Genomic DNA, 20,701 nt, shown 5'->3' on the forward strand with positions numbered 1-20,701 from the left:
ATTTTTTTGGTTGCTAAAGTTATATAGCGATTTAATCGTTAAACTCCATATTCAGTATTTTGTGGGGAGCTTCAATACGTCTCGTCATCTCCATGGGGAGCTTACCTCAATGATGAAATGTATCGTATTCAATTTTTATGACAATGACCACGAAATCTGTACTATACGACTATTAAATTCCCCTTTATCTTGATTGATTTTTGTATCTATTGTTCCTTATTATAATAACCCTAAAAAAACTGATGAATATTCCGTACTGTTTATTCCGAGGTTATTGACTTCCCCCCTTCTAAATGGCTAAATTTAAATAAAAAGTAAATAGCATTCCAGAAAGGACGTATCTTTATGTCTGTAGGCAAAAAATTAAGCTTTGGTTTTTTAACCATCATTCTGACCTTAATTATTTCATTAGTCATTATGTTTATTCAATTCTCAAACATTGATAAGAAGGTAGAAAATGCACTAGAAAACCGTGTAACGCTAGTAGAATTAGCTAATAATATTCAAACTGAACGAGCAATGCAAGGTCTTTACATTCGGGCAATACTCCTTGAAGACTCAGCAGCTAATAAAGATAACTTTACAAAGCATGCTAGAATGCTAGATGCGCATGTAAAAGAGATCAATGAAAAATCTGATTCATCCGAAATGGAGACCTATGCAAAGGATCTAAATACATATAATGAAGCTTTTAACAAAGCAGCTGAAGAAGCATTAGCACTTCATGATGCTGGAAAATTAGAAGAAGCGATACAAAAAGTTAATGGCGATGTTCAAAAAGCAAATACAGATTTGTTAGCAGTATCAGAGAAAATTGTAAGTTATCAAAAAAATCAACTTGATACTGTCACGAAAGAATCTAAACAAGCAGTATCAAATTCTCAAACAATCTCAATCATTGCTATCATTATTGGTGTAATACTTGGGGTATCTCTGATGTATTATGTACAGCGTACAATTTCACGACCTTTGAAATCCGTTGTTATGGCTGCCAATAATATTGCTAATGGTGAATTATATCATCAAGATCTTTCTCATCAATCTAAAGATGAAATCGGTCAGCTTTCTACAGCCTTTAACATAATGAAAAGTAGCTTACGAGGTTTATTAACACATATCCAAGGCAATGCGGAACATTTATCAGCTTCTGCTGAAGAGCTATCCGCCTCTATCGAAGAAATTTCTGCTTCTGCTGATGAGATTACTGAACGCATTAACGAGACAGCGAATGCAGCATCTACTGCTACAATTGCTTCCAATGAGAGTGCACATGCAATGGATGAAACAGCACTAGGTGTACAACGTATAGCAGAAGCAACTCAACAACTTCACCAAAGCGCAGTAACAACAACTGAATTGGCGAATAACGGTAATAGTACAGTTGATGAAGCTCAACAACAAATGAACGTGATTTATGATTCTACTCAAACGATTAACAAGCTCGTTCAAAAGTTAAGTAAGCAATCAGAAGAAATAGGCAATATAACTACAGTAATTACAGCCATCACAGATCAAACGAATTTATTAGCGCTCAACGCTGCAATCGAAGCTGCACGTGCAGGTGAACACGGTAAAGGCTTCGCTGTTGTAGCAGATGAAGTTCGTAAGCTAGCAGAAGAATCAAAGCAATCAGCCAATCAAATCGTTACGTTAACACAAGAAATCCAAGAAGATACACAAAATGTAGAGAAGGCTGTCGAAGATGGGCTACATTCTGTCACAGATGGTGTGAGAATTATTGACGATGCTGGCAACTCTTTCGAAGCAATCGCAAAAGCGATCACTACAATGACAGATCAAATAGAAGACATTTCATCTACTACTGAAGAAATCTCTGCAAGCGCTGAACAAGTAGCAGCCTCTGTTGCAGAAATTGCTCAGGGCGCTTCTTCTAGTGAAGCCAATACACAGCTCATTGCTGAAGCTAGTAAGGAACAAGCAGCAACAATGCAACAAGTAAATCATGTTGCTACAGATTTAAGTGAAAAATCCTCGGACTTACAAACCCAAATTAATCAATTTAAGCTTTAACTTCTTTCAGCATTTATTTCCTGTAGCGAAAGCAAAGTGACAGGTACAGAAGTCTCCCACCTCTATAGGTGGTGAGATGAATGCGGATTTAAGTTACTTTTCAGCGGGTGTCCAAACATCTGTGCCTGGCGCTACGCTTTCGGTACAAAAGACATCTGCTGAAAGAAGTTAAAGCCTCCGGCGGATGTCACGGCATAATTGATACATTTAAGCAGAGTATTTCTATAATCGAAATGCTCTGCTTTATTAATGTTTACCTACATTCCCGATATCGAAAGCGCGAGTGCAATGGAGCTACCATAGTTAAGGAGACTAACAACATATACGCTAATAACCCTTCGCTCGCCTAAGGAAACGTTCACCTTTAACTACCGTTAACCGTACTTTTCTGTTTATTTTTAGGAAGACTACCATTTAACTTAGTAAATATGGTAAAATGGACCATATAAAGAAATGCAGTAATTCTCTACTCATCAAGTTCTACCTACACATTGTTTAGTAACTTTATGTAGGAGCTTTCCTCCTAAGCAAGACAATTGGATTTCTCCATAAAACAATACAAAAAAACATATGCATTTCTCCATTTATTACATGTCAAATCCTGCATTCATATAATTGATTCAATGCACTGTTTTTTATACATCATTGTATATTCAAGTAATGTGTAAGTTATTTCAAAAAAACAAATTTTACTAAAATACCCGATATTTATTCTTTAAGTGAGGCACATTTTGCTCTAATTTTCCTTTCTTCTCTTTTATACTGGTTAATCTAAGAAAAATACAAAACAAGTTCCTTATATATCATTAATAGATAAAAGTATTCATTCTTTGAGAATATAAATTACAATAAATGCCTACTCAGGAATATAAATCACTCAGTTTTACAACGATTTTCTACAAATCTACATAAATATCTTACATATCACACGCATGACTTTTGATTCATTTTACAGATAATAATATTATTATCTGAAGAATACGAATTTTCGATATAGTGAGTTATTTTTTAATTTTTATTCTATTTTTGATATATACAATAAATAAACATCATTTTTTTATCATGAAAGCGCTTTCTCTATTTAATGTGATAAATCGAAAAAAATTACTATCTTCAAAAATGTCAGATAATACTATATAAATTCGAATATTTTTTATTTTGTGCACAATGATTTTTTTGGTATATTAAATAAGAGCTTCATAGAAGGCTTAAAATTGTATAAGGGGGATTTACATGATTAAAAACAAAAAGTTTTTATTATTAACAGTCCTTGCAGTATTCTCATTAGTACTAGCTGCATGTGGCTTCGGTGGTGAAAAGTCTGATAATTCTTCATCTTCAGACGGTACAAAAGATTCTGGTTCAAAAGCTAAAGAGCTTAACTTAGCAGTTGCTTCAGAACCACCATCTTTACACCCAGGACTTGCAGAAGATACTACATCTAGTGCAATCTTAATTAACATTTTTGAGGGTCTAACTGTTTCAGACGCTAATGGTGATCCTACTCCAGGCATGGCTGAGAAGTGGGAAATCAGTCCTGATAAAAAGACTTATACTTTCCACTTACGTGATGCAAAATGGTCAAATGGTGATGCAGTTGTAGCAGGTGACTTCGAATATGCTTGGAAATGGGCGTTAAATCCAGAAAACCTTTCTGCGTATTCTTCTATTTTCTACCCAATTAAAGGGGCTCAAGCTTACAACGAAGGAAAAGGATCTGCTGATGGCGTTGGTATCAAAGCTGAAGATGACAAAACTTTAGTCGTAACTTTAGAAAACCCAACTCCCTATTTCCTAGAATTAACAGGATTTAAAACGTATTTACCAATTAACCCAAAAGTGACTGAAGCTAATAAAGAATGGTACGCAGACGCAGGTAAAGATTACGTAACAAATGGTCCTTATAAATTAAGCGATTGGAAACATAGCGATTCTATCGTTCTTACAAAAAATGAAGATTATTGGGATGCATCAAATGTAGATGTTAATACTGTAAATGTTGCTATGATTGAAAAAGAGCCAACTGTTGCTACTAACTTTAAAAGTGGCAAGCTTGACTATATCGGTAAACCATTCCAAACAATAGATCTTAATGTAATTGATGAATTCAAAAAAGATGGTTCTTTAACAATCAAGGACGAAGCAAGTATCTATTGGTATAAATTCAATACAAAAGATAAAATTATGAAAAATGCAAATATCCGTAAAGCTCTTACTTTAGCAATCGATCGTAAAACATTAATTGACAATGTAACTAAAGGTGAACAAAAACCGGCTACAGGTATGGTTCCTATAGTAATCCCTGGATTTGAAAATGACCGTGGTTACATGAAAGATAATGATGTTGATGGAGCAAAAGCTGCTCTTGAAGCTGGGATGAAAGAACTTGGTATTAAAGACCCTAAAGATCTTAAAGTTAACATTTCATTTAACACTTCTGAAGGGCATGCAGCAATCGCTCAATATATTCAAGAAGAATGGAGCAAAAAACTTGGTATTTCATCTCAGTTAGATAACTCAGAATGGCAAGTTTATATTGATAAATTAAAAACTGGTGATTATCAAATTGGTCGTATGGGCTGGGTAGCTGACTTTAAAGATCCATATACATTCCTTGAACAGTTCGATACGGCTAAAAACGGTAACAACCAAACAGGCTGGGAAAATGCTCAATACAAAGATTTATTGAAAAAAGCAGTTGCTGAAGTAGACGAAGCTAAACGTATTGAATATTTAAAACAAGCAGAAGCAATTATTATGACAGAATTCCCAGTTGCGCCTATTTACTACTACACTAACTTATCAGTAGTTAAAAAAGGCATTGAAAACTTAAATCCAAATCCAACTGGTGATATTCACCTTAAATACGTAAAGATGAAATAATAATTTCTTTTAAGCTCTAAGCGAAGAGCTGCCTCGTAGCCACTGCGGTGCGAGTCAGCTCTTTTTAAAATACGAAGGCACTTATTTGTCAGATAATTGACAAATTGAAGGAGGAGTTTTATGTGATTAAATATATTTTGAAAAGGCTGATGTATATACTTCTCGCGCTTTTCGTCATCGTAACGGCTACGTTTTTCCTATTACGTCTTGCTCCTGGTAACCCATTTGCATCTGAACGTAATTTCCCTCCTCAAATAGAGGCAAAGTTAAACGAAACGTATGGATTAAATAACCCTTGGTATATTCAGTACAAAGATTATTTAATCGATGCGGCCACTTTTAATTTCGGTGAATCTATGAAATATAAAGCGCGTTCTACGAATGATATGATTGCAGAAGGCTTCCCTGTATCGTTAACTTTAGGAATTGAAGCGATGCTGCTAGCGATTGGATTTGGTGTATTAATCGGCGTAATTGCTGCGCTTTATCATAATAGGTGGCCAGATTATTTGGCAACGACCTTTGCGGTGCTTGGAATTTCCGTTCCATCCTTTATATTAGCTGGACTCATGCAATATTTCCTTGCATATAAACTTCAGCTATTCCCCATTAGTGGATGGAAAGGCTTTAGTTATAGTATATTGCCAGCCTTTGCTATTGCATTAACGCATATGGGCTTTATTGCTAAACTGATACGATCAAGTATGCTTGAACAAAATAATAGTGATTACGTAAAAATGGCTCGTGCAAAAGGTATAGGCAAATGGACAATTGTCTTCCGCCATACTTTACGTAACGCCCTCTTACCAGTTGTTACTTATTTAGGTCCATTAACTGCTGCTGTTGTTACAGGTAGCTTCATCGTAGAGCAAATTTTTGCGGTTCCTGGATTAGGTAAACACTTTGTGCAAAGTATTACGAACCGTGATTATACAGTTATTATGGGGACAACGGTGTTCTACTCAATCATTCTTTTATTTGCGGTATTCATCGTAGATATTTTATACAGCGTGATCGATCCGCGAATTAGATTGAAAGGAGCGAAAAAGTAATGACACAGCAACAAATCGAAAAAGATAAGTTTAAAATTGTTGGCGGAAATCACGAAGCCACTGAAAAATTAGCAGATAAATCTGTCTCCTTTTGGAAGGAAGTATTTATTCGTTTTTCCCATAATAAAATGGCGATTTTTGGTTTAATTGCGTTAATAATTATTTTTTTAATGGCTATATTAGTGCCGATGTTTTCACAATACCACTATAGTGATCAATTAGGTGCTTTTAATGCTCCACCATCATCAGAATTTTGGTTTGGTACAGATGATTTAGGTCGAGATATTTTCGTTCGCGTATGGGCTGGCGCTCGCATTTCTTTATTCATCGGCTTTGCTGCGGCAATCATAGACTTGATCATTGGCGTATTATGGGGAAGTATTTCTGGTTTAGCAGGCGGTCGTGTTGACAATATTATGATGCGTATTGCCGATGTTTTAACAGCTGTTCCTTACCTATTAGTTGTAATCGTCCTTTTAGTAGTATTAGAACAAGGTATTATACCAATGATTATCGCACTATCGATTACAGGTTGGATCAATATGGCCCGTATTGTACGTGGTGAAGTATTATCTATTAAAAATCAAGAGTATGTTTTAGCAGCTCGTACTCTTGGCGCAAGAACAGGACATTTAATTTTAAAACATTTAGTGCCAAATGCACTTGGTGCAATTTTAGTAACAATGACATTAACAGTGCCATCTGCTATTTTTACAGAGTCTTTCCTTAGTTATCTAGGACTTGGGGTTCCTGCTCCACAAGCCTCTTGGGGAACAATGGCTTCTGATGGAAATGGTGCGATTACAAATGCTCCTTGGCGTTTAATATTCCCTGCACTGTTCATTTCACTAACAATCTTTGCGTTTAACGCAGTTGGTGACGGCTTACGTGATGCATTAGATCCAAAACTACGTAAATAAGGAGGTGGTCAAAATGAGTAAAACAATTCTAGAAGTAAAAGATTTAAAAATAAACTTTAAAACTTATGCAGGGCTTGTTCGTGCTGTTCGTGGTGTAAACTTTGACTTAAAAGAAGGTGAAACACTCGCAATCGTTGGTGAATCCGGTTCTGGTAAGAGTGTTACGAGTAACGCATTAATGAAACTAATTCCACAGCCACCTGGTATTTATGAGTCCGGGCAAATATTATTTAATGGCCGTGATTTAGTGACTTTAAGCGATAAAGAAATGTCAAAAGTACGCGGAAATGAAATTGCAATGATTTTCCAAGATCCTATGACAAGCTTAAACCCGACTATGAAGGTCGGACGTCAAATAACTGAAGTAATTTTACAACATAAAAAAGTATCAAAAGCTGATGCTAAAAAACGTGCAATCGAACTTTTAACGCAGGTAGGTATCCCCTTCCCTGAAAAACGTTATAACCAATACCCGCATGAATTTTCAGGCGGTATGCGTCAACGTGTTGTTATTGCCATCGCACTTGCAGCTGATCCTAAGCTTCTAATTGCCGATGAACCAACAACAGCATTAGACGTTACTATTCAAGCGCAAATTTTAGAGCTAATGAAAGAAATCCAAAAAACTTCGAAAACATCAATCATTTTCATTACCCACGATTTAGGTGTCGTGGCAAACGTTGCCGACCGTGTTGCAGTTATGTATGCAGGTCAAATCGTTGAATATGGTACTGTTAATGATGTTTTCTATAATCCTAAGCATCCTTATACGTGGGGTTTGCTTGGTTCAATGCCAGACTTAGATAATGATACTGATGAGCTATTACGTACAATTCCTGGTTCACCACCAGATCTTACAAACCCTCCAAAGGGCGATGCGTTTGCCGCTCGTAATGAATTTGCAATGGCTATTGACTACGAGCAAGAGCCACCGATGTTCCAAGTAAGCGAAACACACTTTGCCAAAACTTGGTTGATGCATCCTGATGCACCAAAAATTCCGCTTCCAGATGCGGTTGCTAAACGTATTGAAGGATATTTAGCAAAGGAGGCACAATCAAATGACTAAAACGGGCGCAAAGAAAATTTTAGAAATTAAAAATTTAAAGCAGCATTTCGGTTCAGCAAATAACCCTATTAAAGCTGTTGACGGTATTAGCTTCGATGTATACGAAGGTGAAACACTCGGTCTTGTAGGAGAATCCGGCTGTGGTAAATCAACAACGGGTCGTTCTATTATACGCCTGTACGACATTACCGATGGGGAAATTACTTTCGATGGCGAGAACGTCCATGGGAAAAAATCTAAAAATGACTTAAAGAAATTCAATCGTCAAATGCAAATGATTTTCCAAGATCCATACGCTTCATTAAATCCGCGTATGACAGCCGGAGAAATCATTAGTGAAGGCTTTACTATTCACGGTCTTTACAAAGATAAAAAAGAGCGTCGTGAAAAAGTTAATCAACTGTTAGAGGCTGTTGGCTTAAATAAAGAGCACGCAAACCGTTATGCACACGAATTCTCGGGCGGTCAACGTCAACGTATTGGAATTGCTCGTGCGCTAAGCTTAGATCCTAAATTTATTATCGCCGATGAACCTATTTCTGCACTTGACGTTTCAATTCAAGCGCAAGTTGTTAATTTATTAAAAGAACTGCAAAAAGAACGTGGCTTAACATATCTTTTCATTGCCCATGACCTATCAATGGTTAAGTATATTAGTGACCGTATCGCTGTTATGTACCGTGGTAAAATATTGGAAATCGGTAAAGCAGATGATATTTATAATCACCCTGTTCATCCGTATACAAAATCATTATTATCAGCAATTCCACTTCCTGACCCTATGTCAGAAAAACGCCGTCAACGTATTCCGTACAAGCATACGGAAGTTGACGATAGCGCAGCATACCACGAAGTTGGCAATCAGCATTACGTTTATGGTACTGCAGATCTTGTGAAAACTTGGGTTGCTAATCGATAAAACACTAACTCCCGTCTACAGTATAAACACTGTGATGGGAGTTAGTATTTTCATTATTGTATCTGAAAATATTTGAAAATCTTGTGATATAACTAAACTTATCACGCCAATCAGAAAGACTAATTTGTTCAGAAGAAAATGAATTAAGTTTCAATTCCCCTTCGTTTTAAAATTAACTTTTCAAAAAAATCCAATCCATATTTTCCCTTTCGTTTAACAAAATAGATAATATTACTATGTATACACTTATAGTTCCGTCTAAAATCCCCTCCTTGTATTCAATATAGTTTTCTTCTAACGAGCGATCCGGAAATGAATTGAAATTATTAAAATCTGAATTGTCATGTAATATAGTTAGTAACTTTAAAATGTGTTCAATAAATTTGATATTTCCAGATTCTTTATATATCAAGAAGGTTTCATAAATTATCCCTGAAACACCGTGGCAAAATACGGTAGAAACCTTTCCTTTCTCTAAATTTAAAGAGTTGAGGAACATGTTGTAATTATTAATATATTTTTCTTTAAGTAACATATCATCTATTGCCTTAGATGCTAAAATCATTGATCTAGTAATCCCCGTTAGACCGTAACACCAAGAGGAATTAATATATTTTTTATGTCTAGGTGTATTTATAAAAGGTAAGCGTTCAGGGAAAGTAAGTACACCTAATGTTTTGAATGTATTTTTTTCAAAAAACGCTACTAGATTAACTATAGTTAGATTCAATTTTTCAACTTCAAATTTTTCTAGTTTGACTATTGATAAAATTGATAAGATGCCTGATAAACCATGTGCGGTTCCCAGGTTAACAGAATCATTTTTATTTGCAAAATCACCAGAAAGTTTATCCATTTCAGATTCTGCAAATACTATTATCTTACTAACTAGTTCATTTATTAACTGATTAATATTATTATTTTCTTTAAAAAATAGCATATATCTAACTACACCTGATATTCCAGAAATAACATCATATATTGAGACGTCAGATTCTGAAGGGAATTCATTTAGTAATTTTCTAATTCGATTTTCTAAAACTTCATTTAATGATTTTAAGTATTGTTGGTATCTACCCTCTTTTGCTAAAGATAAAACTGATGCCCCAATTCCACTTATTCCACGGTAAAGTGATACATCTATAATATTAAAATCTATCTTTTTATTTAATATTTCTAAATGCCTGTGTGCATAATAGTCCCAATTATTTTTCGGATACAACTTATCTAAACTTGCATAAAAAATACAAAGTCCCGGAATCCCATGACTAAGAGTATGAATACTTTGATCTTCAAAATTTGTTTTCAAAGTATTGTTAGCAAAGTTTTTCAGATGTTCTTCAAAAAGTATTGAACATTGTTTTTGAAGCTCTAAAGAAGAAGTATGCATTGGTTTTACCCCCATATACAATTTATAAAAATCACAAAAAATGTAATATGATGTAAGAAGAACTTGAAGTTTATTTAATTTTTCTCAAGAAATTTTAATACACTATACATTAGTTGATTTTCTTTTTCTATATATATAATCATTAATCTATTTACATTCATATGAATTACTGATAGGACAATATCATTCATATCAAATCCTTCTAATTGAGCAATTTCTAACTCTTTAGAGAATTGTTTAAGCACACATGCTCTAAATTTTGAAACTTCTTCAGATTCGAAATTAGAATCATCTATCCCTGAATTTTCTAAAATATTATCTTTGAAACTTAATTTCAATATTTTTTTATTTAACCTATGTAGGTCTAAATATCGATTTATAAGTTTAATTTGCTTATCTTTTTCGAAACCAATATCCTGTAATAAATACTTTACCGAATAAATAATTATTTTCTCAATAGGTTCCCCTATTTTATTGTTTAGATTTAATAACTCTAAACAATATTGGCTGTCTGCAAAAAATACTTCATGAAATCGTTCTTCCAATCGTTGTCCACCATATCTCATATATTCTGGATAATACGTATCAATACTTAAACTATCTATAAAATTCTCTTCAATATATTTTTTTATCCAATCATACATAAATGAAAATACAAAATTAAAATTTGTTGAGTCTACTTTTATCCTCAGCCTAATATGAGGACGAGAATCAATATATCTTACATAGAAATAAGAATATATCTTATTTTCTTTCAATAATTTATTCATAGATGGTAATACAGACTTTATTAATAGCTCATCTTGATAATCTTCTTTAATATAAAGTTTATAATAAATCCAATCATCACCAGGAATAATCTTCCTTTTGATTTCTGGATTATTATGCATTGTATTAAATTTCTTTTTAATACTCCTTTTATTCAATATAGATACTGTTAATTCTTCTTTAAATTGATTTTCTTTAATAGAATTAATATCAATTCCATAGTCTACTTCAGTAAAAATAAGCTTATTTAATTTAGAAAATTCTTTTCTTAAAATTTTTAAATGCAATGAATTTTCTAAATTAAAATAAATTGTCGAATCTAAATTTTTCATTTCCACTATTCTTGGAACTTTGTACGTTTCTCTCCATTTGGAAATTGCATATTCCCAATCCTCATATTTGAACTGCTTCTCTAACTGCAGAATATACATGTCAATTCTCCATTGTTTTTTAGACAAAACAATATTTTTATATCTGATTCTAGGAGTAAATACAAATTTATTATAAAAAATCGGAAAGAAAGTTTGAAAAGGAATCTCCCCCTCTTTTCCTACGTCTAATAAAAATTTATATACCTCAGGAAAATAATTTACACCATTTAACATATTTGTTGTTTTAGGAACAATAAAGTTGTTTGTGTCAGAATTTTTTAAATATAATTCTCCATAATCATTAATTCCAGAAAGAATCGAACCAATTTTTATATTATTTTTTAATTTAGAAAAACCTGAAAGAATAGGTATTTCATGATCCCTAGGATTTATAGTTGAACTTATATTAGAAGCTCTTCCGTAAACACTTTGACAACCAACTTCAGCTATCTCATAATTATCTCCATAAATATTCTTTTCAAAATCATTTAATATTTCAATTTCCTTTATATATTTATCACTTAATAAATGAAAAAATCTCCCTATTACTTGTCCTGCATTGTCAGTAAAATTATCATTATTAACTGTCAAATAAACATGATTATTATTTTTGACTATTGAGAATAGCATATCAAATGACTCATATACATAGGAGAAGTCTATTTTTTGATACTGTTTAAACTTTATTATTTCGTTATCAGTTATCTCCAATTCTTCAAGCCCTTGAAATAAAGCATTAGTGATTAAGCTTTCCATATAATTATAAATTGTATGATCCTCTACCTCTTCTAAAGTTCTTGTCGTTATATTCTTTGTCGTATAATCAGTAATTTCAAGAGAATATAGTAATTCAACTAATTGTATTTCTGTATTGTAGCCATACTTTTCTATAAATACTTTTTTAAAGGTTTCTAAACTTTGATTGTGATTATGATTGTGATGAATTAAAAAAAGACTTAGTATATCAATTGCTTTCTTTATATCCTCATTACAGTTTCTTGGAAGCTCATAATCACTTTCAAATTTTAAATCTATATGTAAATAATCTTTACATTTATATAAATCCTCCATTTTCACTTTTATTTCATTCAATAACTCAATACTTTCAAACTTACCTAATTCCAAATCGGAATATTCTGAAATACATTCTTGTATTTTATAAAGCAATTGACACATTGGCTGATCTGCTAAATTATTTCTTTTAAAAAATAATAGTAAATCATCTAGACTATTTGCATTTGTTAAATTTGGACGCAAATTTGTATGTAATATTTCAAGGGATATTAATTGTTTCAAATAAGATTTAATTTCAGTCACATTAAAATCCGTATAAATATTTTTCAGCTCAAATAACAAAACAGAAAGTGGGATAAAGTCAGTTGCAATTAACCTTATTTTATTAATTAGCTCGCTATTCCGAATGGAAAAACCATTTTTTTCACCTTGTTCTTTATATCTATCAAATTGTCCGTACATCGTTTTGTACGGGAAAAATATCCTATCTCCCTCAAATAAATACATATCCACAAATTTAACATTTATAAAATCCCACAATTGTTCCTGAACTTCAATTTTTTCTATTACACCTAGTAACCACATCGAATCTACTCTTATATATTTATTATTTTTTTTTTCTGTTTGATTATTTAAAGAGGTATATGAAGTATTTTTTTGCGAAACTTCTTGAACTCCTGAAAAAAGTCCAAAAGGAGTTGATTTTGTAGAAATTCTTGCAAGGTATTTATATAAAGAGGTTATAATATTTCTTTTTTTCTTATCACTTTTATTGTTATATTTTTTTAATTCATTTAAGAGATTTGGATTAGCAAAATATATTGCTTCTTTAATAACTTGATTATTCAGAACTAAATTTATAATATTTTCTGGATTTGTTTCTAAGGATAATTTACTCATATAAAATGAAAGTGGGAATAATGGGGTTCTCACAACACTTAAATCCAATATACTCCAGTCTTTTTTCATAATTTAACCTCCCTATTCTATTAAAATTTCGGATTTAGCAAAAATATAAAGCGGCGAAAAGAAATAACTTTTCACCGCATTTATAGTTATGGTCTTATTGGACAAGGTGGCTTAAAAGAAAGGTTAGCGTTAGCATCTTTAGAACTTGGTAGTTCTTGTTCTGGATGCGATATCTGTGGGCTTACTTCTGATACTTTTAAATCTAAATCAAAAATATCTCTTTTCATTTACCAATTCACCTCCTTCGAAAACACAATATTACAAAACTATAACTTAATTGTAATAAAAAGTAAGAGATTTATCAAGTTATTTTTTAGAATATACAGAAAATTGATTCTTATGAAAAGCATCCTGAAATGCCTAGACATTACTTGAAACAACTAGGTAGAGACGCCAGTCATTTTTTCATTTGGCTGTCAGGAATCGATGTCTCTTATGTCTTCACGTTCATTAAACAGATTGCCAAATGTTTTGGAATCCACTCTTTTCACATTTGCCATGCGGTGAAAATATAGCGCGTAAAAACAATTATCGTATAACTGATGAGCAAGTCATAAGAACGTCCTTGGCCGAGTTTTAAAAAGCTGAAAAGCTGATAACACAACAGGTTTATAAGGATTTTCTTGCTATGAAAGTTTAGTAACTAATATTACTTTTTATGGTGTCCTATTTTCTTGAGCTAGGTGGCAACAATATGCACCAATTACCTTCTTGATTTTGGATTTAAAGCATCTTTTAATCCTTCTCCAATAAAGTTGATCGACAAAATAACTAGAGTAATAGCCGTTGCAGGTGGTACCCACATCCAAAGCATATTTTTCAGTACCTCTGAGTTTCTAGCCTCAAATAGCATATTGCCCCAGCTCGGGGTATCAGCTGGTACACCTAGTCCTAAAAAGCTTAAACTAGATTCTGCAACAATTGTTATCGCCATCAATAATGTTGCTTGTACAATAATCGTCGATGCAACGTTAGGCAATAAATGCTTAATGATTATTTTTGAAGGTTTACAACCAATTGACTGAGCAGCTAATATATACTCATTTTCTTTTTCAGTTAAAACCCTACTTCGAACTATCCTTGCAACGCTTCCCCACATTAAAAGTGAAATAACAATTATTAATGTCCATAGACCGGATATTTTTCCTGAAAGTATAGTATTTAAAACAATACAGAAAACTAAAAACGGAAACATTAATACGAAGTCAGTAAATCGCATTAACATTTGATCTATTTTTCCTCCAAAATACCCTGAAATAGCGCCAACAGCTGTTCCGATTATTACAATAAAAATCATACAGCCTAATCCAACTGTTAAAGATGATCTACCAGCGTAGAGCATTCTAGTAAAAACATCTCGTCCATTCGTATCTGTTCCTAACCAATGCTCACTTGATGGAGGTAGACTAATTTTCATAAAGTCGACACGTACAATGTCTTTTGTTGTAATATAGGGAGCTAAAAAAGATAAAACGATAACTAGTAGTAAAAAAATTAGACTAATCATAGCTAATTTATTTTTTACAAACTTTCGTCTCGCTATCACCCATGGCGAGGGGCTTTTTTTCGGTGTCTTTGGAGTTAAAACTTCTTGATCAGTTACCAATGTCATAATTTCCCCTCCTTAATCTAGTCTAATACGCGGATCTACCACACCATATAATATATCCGCCACTAAATTTCCAAAAAGCGTTAAAAACGAAAGTAACATTGTTATCGACATCATGACCGCATAATCTCTACGTCCAACAGATTCTAAGAAGAGTGCGCCTACACCTGGATAAGTAAAGATAGTTTCTGTTATTACCGCACCACTAATTAATGTTGCAATATCAAAACCTAGATACGTAATTATTGGAATAATAGAATTTCGTAAAATATGTTTGTTATATATTTTCGACTCTTTTGTTCCCTTTGCTCTCGCTGTTCTTACAAAATCTTTCCTACTATTTTCAATAATGTCATTTCGTAAAAATTGTGTGTAGGACGCCGTTCCCATTAATCCTAAAATAAGTGCCGGTAATAAAACATGGTGCATCCTACTCATGTAGTACTCCCAAGTTCCCTCCCCTATGCCTACACCTACGGAACCACTAAAAGGAAACCATCCTAGCTTAAAGGAAAAGAAATAAATAGCAACAATCCCTGCAACAAACGATGGAATGGCTAAAGCTAAATAATTATAAGTTGCAATTAAATTATCTCCGAGTGTATAAGGCTTTCTTCCTGCATACATTCCCATAAGAAATGCAAAAAAGTACGTAAAAACTAATGATGTTAACGCTAAAAATATTGTATTTGGTATTCGCTGAGCAATAATCTCTGCAGCCGGTTTTTTATAAACAGTAGATTTCCCGAAATCCCCTTGTATAAATTTACCTACCCATCTACCATATTGCACGATAATCGGGTCATTATAGCCTAATTTTTCTCTCATTTCTTCGATGTATTGTGGATTCGTATTAGAAGGATTGATTTCACCAGCAAATGGATCTCCTGGCATCATTTTCGCTAAAAAGAACACCACCACAGAAATAAGGAGTAACAATGGAATCATGCCAAGAAATCTTCGAAGTGTGTATTGAAGCATGTGACGTCTCCTTATCTAGAAATTTACTAACTAGGCCCAATTCATGAAGTGGACCTAGTTAGTAGGCTTAATAATTCTTCATAAGTTTATAATTTATTCCTCAACGTACCATTTATAAACATCTGTTTGGAAACCAACAGCGTTAATATGAACACCTTGTAGTCGATTATTAATGCCATATAAATCTAAGCCTTCCCATAATGGTAGGGCTGGTAATTCTTCATTGAAGTATTTTTGCCATTCCACATAAGTTTGCTTACGCTTATCTTTGTCAAATGCTTCTTCACTTAAGGCTTTATCTAATAATTTTTGGTTTTTCGCATCTACGTATCTACCGAAGTTCCATTCTGCATCGTTCCCCCATAATCCAGTTGGGTCAGGATCTGCACCTGTACTCCAAGAACCGAAGAATGCTTCTAATGCAGCATCATCATTATCTTTCATATCGTTATATAAGTTAAATTCGATTAAAGTACCAGTTGCTTGTTCTGTTTTCACTCCAATATCATTCCAAGCTTGAATAATCGCTTGTGAACGACCCTCAAAGGCAGCAGGACCAGCATAGTGGCCAAATGAAATTTTAAATGGCTTACCTTTAGGATCTTCTACAAAGCCATCACCATCAATATCTACATAACCTGCAGACTTAAGAAGCTCTTTAGCCTTTTCTGGATTGTATGCATATTGATTTAAGTCAGATTCCTCTGCAGCAGTCCAGAAGGCACTTGGAACCACAGTATTTGCAACTTTAGCTTTTCCTTCTAAGAAAGCATCGATCATTGCTGGACGGTTAATTGCGTATAATAGTGCTTGGCGCAATTCTTTTGATTTAAACTTATCAAAATCTGCTACATTTTTAAGAGTAGCTTTATCACGATGACCAAAACGAAGACCGATATACGAGTAAACTACACCATTCGTTTCTTCAATACGTACATTTTTCAATGCTGACAATTCTTTCACAGATTGTGGTCTAATATCCATGATGTCAATTTCTCCGTTTTGGAACGCACCAGCTGCCAATGATGGGTCAATTACTTTTACAATCACCCCATCAAGCTGCGGCTTGCCCTTCCAGTAATCATCAAAACGCTCTAATTCAGAATATTCGCCGTCTACAACCTTTTTCACTTTAAACGGTCCTACGCCAACAGGATTTGCACGAACTTGTTTCGACTCGCTTAAATCTTTAACAGCAATACCTTCATAATGTTTCTTTGGCATAGGATACTGCCAAAGGTTTTCTAGGTTATTAACTTTCACTTTTTCAAAATTAATTTTCACAGTATATGGATCAACGACTTCGATCCCTGCGATTTTGTCAGCTTTCCCTTCTTTTTTTGCTTTTGCGCCTTTAATATTTTCAACATAATTGAATCGTGGGCCATCGTAATCTTTATCAGCTAGTGTCTCTAATGCAAATACCCAATCATCAACTGTTAACTCCTCACCATTGTGCCATTTTACACCTTTCTTAAATGTAAACGTATAAGTTAATTTATCCTCACTAATTTCCCAAGTTGCTAAATTAGGAACATATTCTAAGTTATCATTTACATCATAAATACCATCCATTGTGAAATTTTGGATATAACTATCTACAACACTTCCATTAAATGCTGGGTCAAATACACCTTCAGGCGCTTGGTCGGTACCGAAAGTTACAACCTTATTTTTTGCTGTTTCACTAGTCTTTGTGGAATCACCTTTATCTTTTTCCTTATCCTTGTCAGTTGTCGAGTTGTCGCTATTACACGCTGCTAAAAGCAAAGCTGTTACTAGCATTAGCATGAAAGCCCATAATGCTGATTTTTTCATTGTTTATCCCCCCGTGAATTTTATTTTGAAAATAATTAACACACTATTTTCTTATTATTTTTTAATATAAGTGGCATGCAACTCTATGCCCCCGCTTCACCTCCTTTAAGGTTGGTTTAGATAATGAACACTCTACCATCGCCTTCGGACAACGTGGATGGAAAGGGCACCCCTTAGGAGGATTAGCCGGACTAGGGATATCCCCCTCTAATACGATACGGCTACTCTTTTTCCTTGGATCAGGTACCGGGATTGCAGAGATTAACGCTTGTGTATAAGGATGAAGTGGTTCATCATAAATATGTTCTTTATCTGCAATTTCCACAATGTTTCCTAAATACATAACACCGATTCGATCACTCATATGTTTTACAACACTTAAATCATGAGCAATAAATAAAAATGTTAAGTCAAACTCATCCTGTAACTCTTTTAGCAGATTAAGAACCTGAGATTGCACAGAGACATCTAATGCTGAAACTGGTTCATCCGCTATAATTAGTTTTGGTTTAAGTGCAAGTGCTCTAGCAATACCAATCCGCTGACGCTGTCCACCTGAAAATTCATGCGCATATTTGTAATATGCATCTTCGGGTAAGCCAACTTTTTGTAAAAGCTCTAAAACTTCATTTTTTAAGGATTTAAGTGATTTTTTATAGTAATTCATGATTGGTTCAGCTATGATACTACCTACCATTTGCATAGGATTTAATGATGCATAAGGATCTTGAAACACCATTTGGATATCTTTCCTTATTTCTCTTAATGATTTTCCTTGCAATTTTGTAATATCATGTCCATTAAAAATAACTTTTCCTTCCGTTGCGTCTAACAATCTTAAAATCGTACGACCTGTTGTTGACTTTCCACAGCCAGATTCGCCTACTAACCCTAATGTTTCACCATTTTTTATGGCAAAAGAAATATTATCAACTGCTTTAACATGTCCAATCGTATGTTTGAATAATCCACCTTTAATCGGGTAATAGGTTTTTAAATTAATTAGCTCCAATAAATTTTCTTTATTATTTAAAGTTTGATTCATATTGTTTGCTCACACCCTTTCTAGAATTACAGCCTTCATAAAGTAAACAAGAGACTTCATGATTGTCATCTACGAAGGTAAGTTGCGGCGTAACACTGCTACATTCAGGCATCGCCGATGGACATCTATCAACAAAACGACAGCCTACTTGAGGCATATTTTTTAAAGAAGGTACAATGCCTTTAATAGTAGCTAACTCATTTACTTCTGTATCTATTCTCGGAATAGATTCCATTAAGAGTTTCGTATATGGGTGTTTGGGATTGTAAAACAAGTTATCAACAGTTGTTCGTTCTACGATCTTTCCAGCATACATAATAATTACTTCATCACATATTTCCGCGACTACACCTAAATCGTGAGTGATCAGTACAATAGACATGTTATTTTCCCCCTGAATACTTTTCAATAAATCTAGTATTTGGGCTTGAACTGTTACATCAAGTGCAGTAGTTGGTTCATCCGCTATTAAAAGTCTAGGCTGACAAGCAATAGCGATAGCAATCATTACTCTTTGCCTCATACCACCTGACAATTGATGAGGGTATTCATTTACAATTTTTTCAGCTCTTGGAATGCCAACCTGTTTTAATAAATCAATCGCCTTACTTCTAGCCTCAGCTTTAGACATTTTACTATGATTAAGCATAATCTCTTCAATTTGTGAGCCTATAGTAAAAACAGGATTTAAGGATGTCATAGGTTCCTGGAAAATCATACTAATATCATTTCCTCTAATTTTATTCATCTCGTCGTTCGAATAGTTCTCTATGTTTTTCCCGTGGAATCTTATTTCACCTCCAGTGATTTTACCAACTCCTTTGGGAAGTAATTGCATAATAGAAAGAGACATTACACTTTTTCCACAGCCTGATTCACCAACCACTCCAATGATCTGACCAGATTTAACTGAAAATGAAACATCATCAACTGCATGATATAGCTCCCCGTCTATATCAAAACCAGCTTTAAGGTTTTTCACTTCTAACATTAAGCTCATTTTATATCACACCTTTTAAGAGTTTTTACTTAACTACTGTTGCCAATGTATTGAGTTAGATGCTGCATGTTAAGCACTATCTTTTTTACATAAAAATTACATTTAGATATTAAGTTCATCAAAAATAATTTATTTCAAAATCATTTCAAAGTATAAAATCATCAATTTAAAAGAATATCAATCTCAACTCCACAAACAATTTTCGCGCAAATCCCAAATGAAATAATATTCTGATAATTAAGTGTATTATCATTTTAGCTAGAAATAATACATTTAATCAAGTGAATTTTTACATTTCTTATATTCTTATATACAAATTAATCCATACAACTATTCCAATTTCACTCAATAAATTTGTTTTTTTCTTCAATGAGTATTTTGTTGACTTCCCACTTTATCGGTTTAAAGTATTACTTTTTTATTATGACAATATAGCAAATATTCATTTATTCCTTATACTTTTCCTCATAAATTCTACATTTATTCGGATTAGGTTTTTAGATGAATTTTAGCTGAAACCGTAACGTGTGATTGATTTCCATTCCGACCGGGTGCTTTGCTGAGGTTGTCCGATTGCACTACAGGGTCTCACCTATGACGCTGATCCCGTTTTTTTACATTTCACCATTTTCACATCTTTTCCCTAATAACTATTAATAAATAATTTTTTCTATTAACACATCAACGCCTTAAAGCTAGAATTATTACGGAAGACAAATAATTTAATTCAACTATTTGTTACGGACTTCTCCTTATTTTTTTGTAAAGATGATTTGTCAAATTAAGTGCAACAATTGCTCATTAAAAGCCTCGTTTGCAGTTTTCCAACCAAGACATTTTCTTGGTCGGTTGTTGATATAGT

Annotated in this window: 14 protein-coding genes and 1 pseudogene; 6 read left to right on the top strand and 9 right to left on the bottom strand. The window is 33.4% G+C overall.

Going from position 1 to position 20,701, the window contains the following annotated elements:
• The first annotated feature begins 345 nt into the window (after window positions 1–345).
• The 6 genes from ACQKOG_RS25205 to ACQKOG_RS25230 all read left to right on the top strand — a co-directional run bounded on the left by ACQKOG_RS25205 (window position 346) and on the right by ACQKOG_RS25230 (window position 8,874).
• Window positions 346–2,031 carry a methyl-accepting chemotaxis protein gene (locus ACQKOG_RS25205; RefSeq protein ID WP_370075276.1) on the top strand — a complete coding sequence of 562 codons (1,686 nt, stop codon included), beginning with the start codon at window positions 346–348 and terminating at the stop codon, window positions 2,029–2,031.
• Window positions 2,032–3,264: 1,233 nt separating this feature from the next.
• Entirely contained in the window at window positions 3,265–4,914 is a 1,650-nt protein-coding gene (locus tag ACQKOG_RS25210) for a peptide ABC transporter substrate-binding protein (protein ID WP_370075277.1), read from the top strand.
• 122 nt (window positions 4,915–5,036) lie between these two features.
• Complete coding sequence (locus ACQKOG_RS25215) at window positions 5,037–5,966, top strand: ABC transporter permease (RefSeq protein ID WP_370075278.1); 930 nt, start codon at window positions 5,037–5,039, stop codon at window positions 5,964–5,966.
• A complete protein-coding gene (locus ACQKOG_RS25220; protein ID WP_370075279.1) occupies window positions 5,966–6,886 on the top strand; it encodes an ABC transporter permease in 921 nt (306 codons plus the stop codon). The genes ACQKOG_RS25215 and ACQKOG_RS25220 overlap by 1 nt, the downstream gene beginning before the upstream one ends.
• Before the next feature lie 13 nt (window positions 6,887–6,899).
• Window positions 6,900–7,955 (top strand): ABC transporter ATP-binding protein, encoded by a 1,056-nt coding sequence (locus ACQKOG_RS25225; RefSeq protein ID WP_370075280.1) that lies wholly within the window; start codon window positions 6,900–6,902, stop codon window positions 7,953–7,955.
• A complete protein-coding gene (locus ACQKOG_RS25230) occupies window positions 7,948–8,874 on the top strand; it encodes an ABC transporter ATP-binding protein (RefSeq protein WP_370075281.1) in 927 nt (308 codons plus the stop codon). Before ACQKOG_RS25225 ends, ACQKOG_RS25230 begins: the two co-directional genes overlap by 8 nt.
• 172 nt (window positions 8,875–9,046) lie before the next feature.
• On the opposite strand, the gene ACQKOG_RS25235 is transcribed toward ACQKOG_RS25230, so the two are convergent.
• From ACQKOG_RS25235 to ACQKOG_RS25275, 9 genes and pseudogenes are all read right to left on the bottom strand, one after another.
• The gene (locus ACQKOG_RS25235) at window positions 9,047–10,264 is read right to left on the bottom strand and encodes a lanthionine synthetase C family protein (protein ID WP_370075282.1); all 1,218 of its coding nucleotides are present in this window, start codon (window positions 10,262–10,264) and stop codon (window positions 9,047–9,049) included.
• A gap of 74 nt (window positions 10,265–10,338) precedes the next feature.
• Complete coding sequence (locus ACQKOG_RS25240) at window positions 10,339–13,386, bottom strand: lantibiotic dehydratase (RefSeq protein WP_427448460.1); 3,048 nt, start codon at window positions 13,384–13,386, stop codon at window positions 10,339–10,341.
• 86 nt (window positions 13,387–13,472) lie between these two features.
• Window positions 13,473–13,613: a hypothetical protein gene (locus ACQKOG_RS25245; protein ID WP_370075284.1), complete on the bottom strand. Its 141-nt coding sequence runs from the start codon at window positions 13,611–13,613 to the stop codon at window positions 13,473–13,475.
• Window positions 13,614–13,838: 225 nt separating this feature from the next.
• Window positions 13,839–13,972 (bottom strand): annotated as a pseudogene (locus ACQKOG_RS25250) (IS4 family transposase); the annotation flags it as partial.
• A gap of 117 nt (window positions 13,973–14,089) precedes the next feature.
• Entirely contained in the window at window positions 14,090–14,998 is a 909-nt protein-coding gene (gene opp4C / locus ACQKOG_RS25255) for an oligopeptide ABC transporter permease (protein ID WP_402868198.1), read from the bottom strand.
• A 12-nt stretch (window positions 14,999–15,010) separates the two neighbouring features.
• The gene (gene opp4B, locus ACQKOG_RS25260) at window positions 15,011–15,976 is read right to left on the bottom strand and encodes an oligopeptide ABC transporter permease (RefSeq protein ID WP_370075286.1); all 966 of its coding nucleotides are present in this window, start codon (window positions 15,974–15,976) and stop codon (window positions 15,011–15,013) included.
• 93 nt (window positions 15,977–16,069) lie between these two features.
• Window positions 16,070–17,794 carry an oligopeptide ABC transporter substrate-binding protein gene (gene opp4A / locus ACQKOG_RS25265; RefSeq protein WP_427448461.1) on the bottom strand — a complete coding sequence of 575 codons (1,725 nt, stop codon included), beginning with the start codon at window positions 17,792–17,794 and terminating at the stop codon, window positions 16,070–16,072.
• Window positions 17,795–17,855: 61 nt separating this feature from the next.
• Complete coding sequence (locus tag ACQKOG_RS25270) at window positions 17,856–18,839, bottom strand: ABC transporter ATP-binding protein (protein ID WP_370075288.1); 984 nt, start codon at window positions 18,837–18,839, stop codon at window positions 17,856–17,858.
• Window positions 18,820–19,839 carry an ABC transporter ATP-binding protein gene (locus tag ACQKOG_RS25275; protein WP_427448462.1) on the bottom strand — a complete coding sequence of 340 codons (1,020 nt, stop codon included), beginning with the start codon at window positions 19,837–19,839 and terminating at the stop codon, window positions 18,820–18,822. The genes ACQKOG_RS25270 and ACQKOG_RS25275 overlap by 20 nt, the downstream gene beginning before the upstream one ends.
• Window positions 19,840–20,701 lie beyond the last annotated feature (862 nt).

This window comes from Lysinibacillus sp. NPDC093216, assembly GCF_050280325.1.
GTDB lineage: Bacteria > Bacillota > Bacilli > Bacillales_A > Planococcaceae > Lysinibacillus.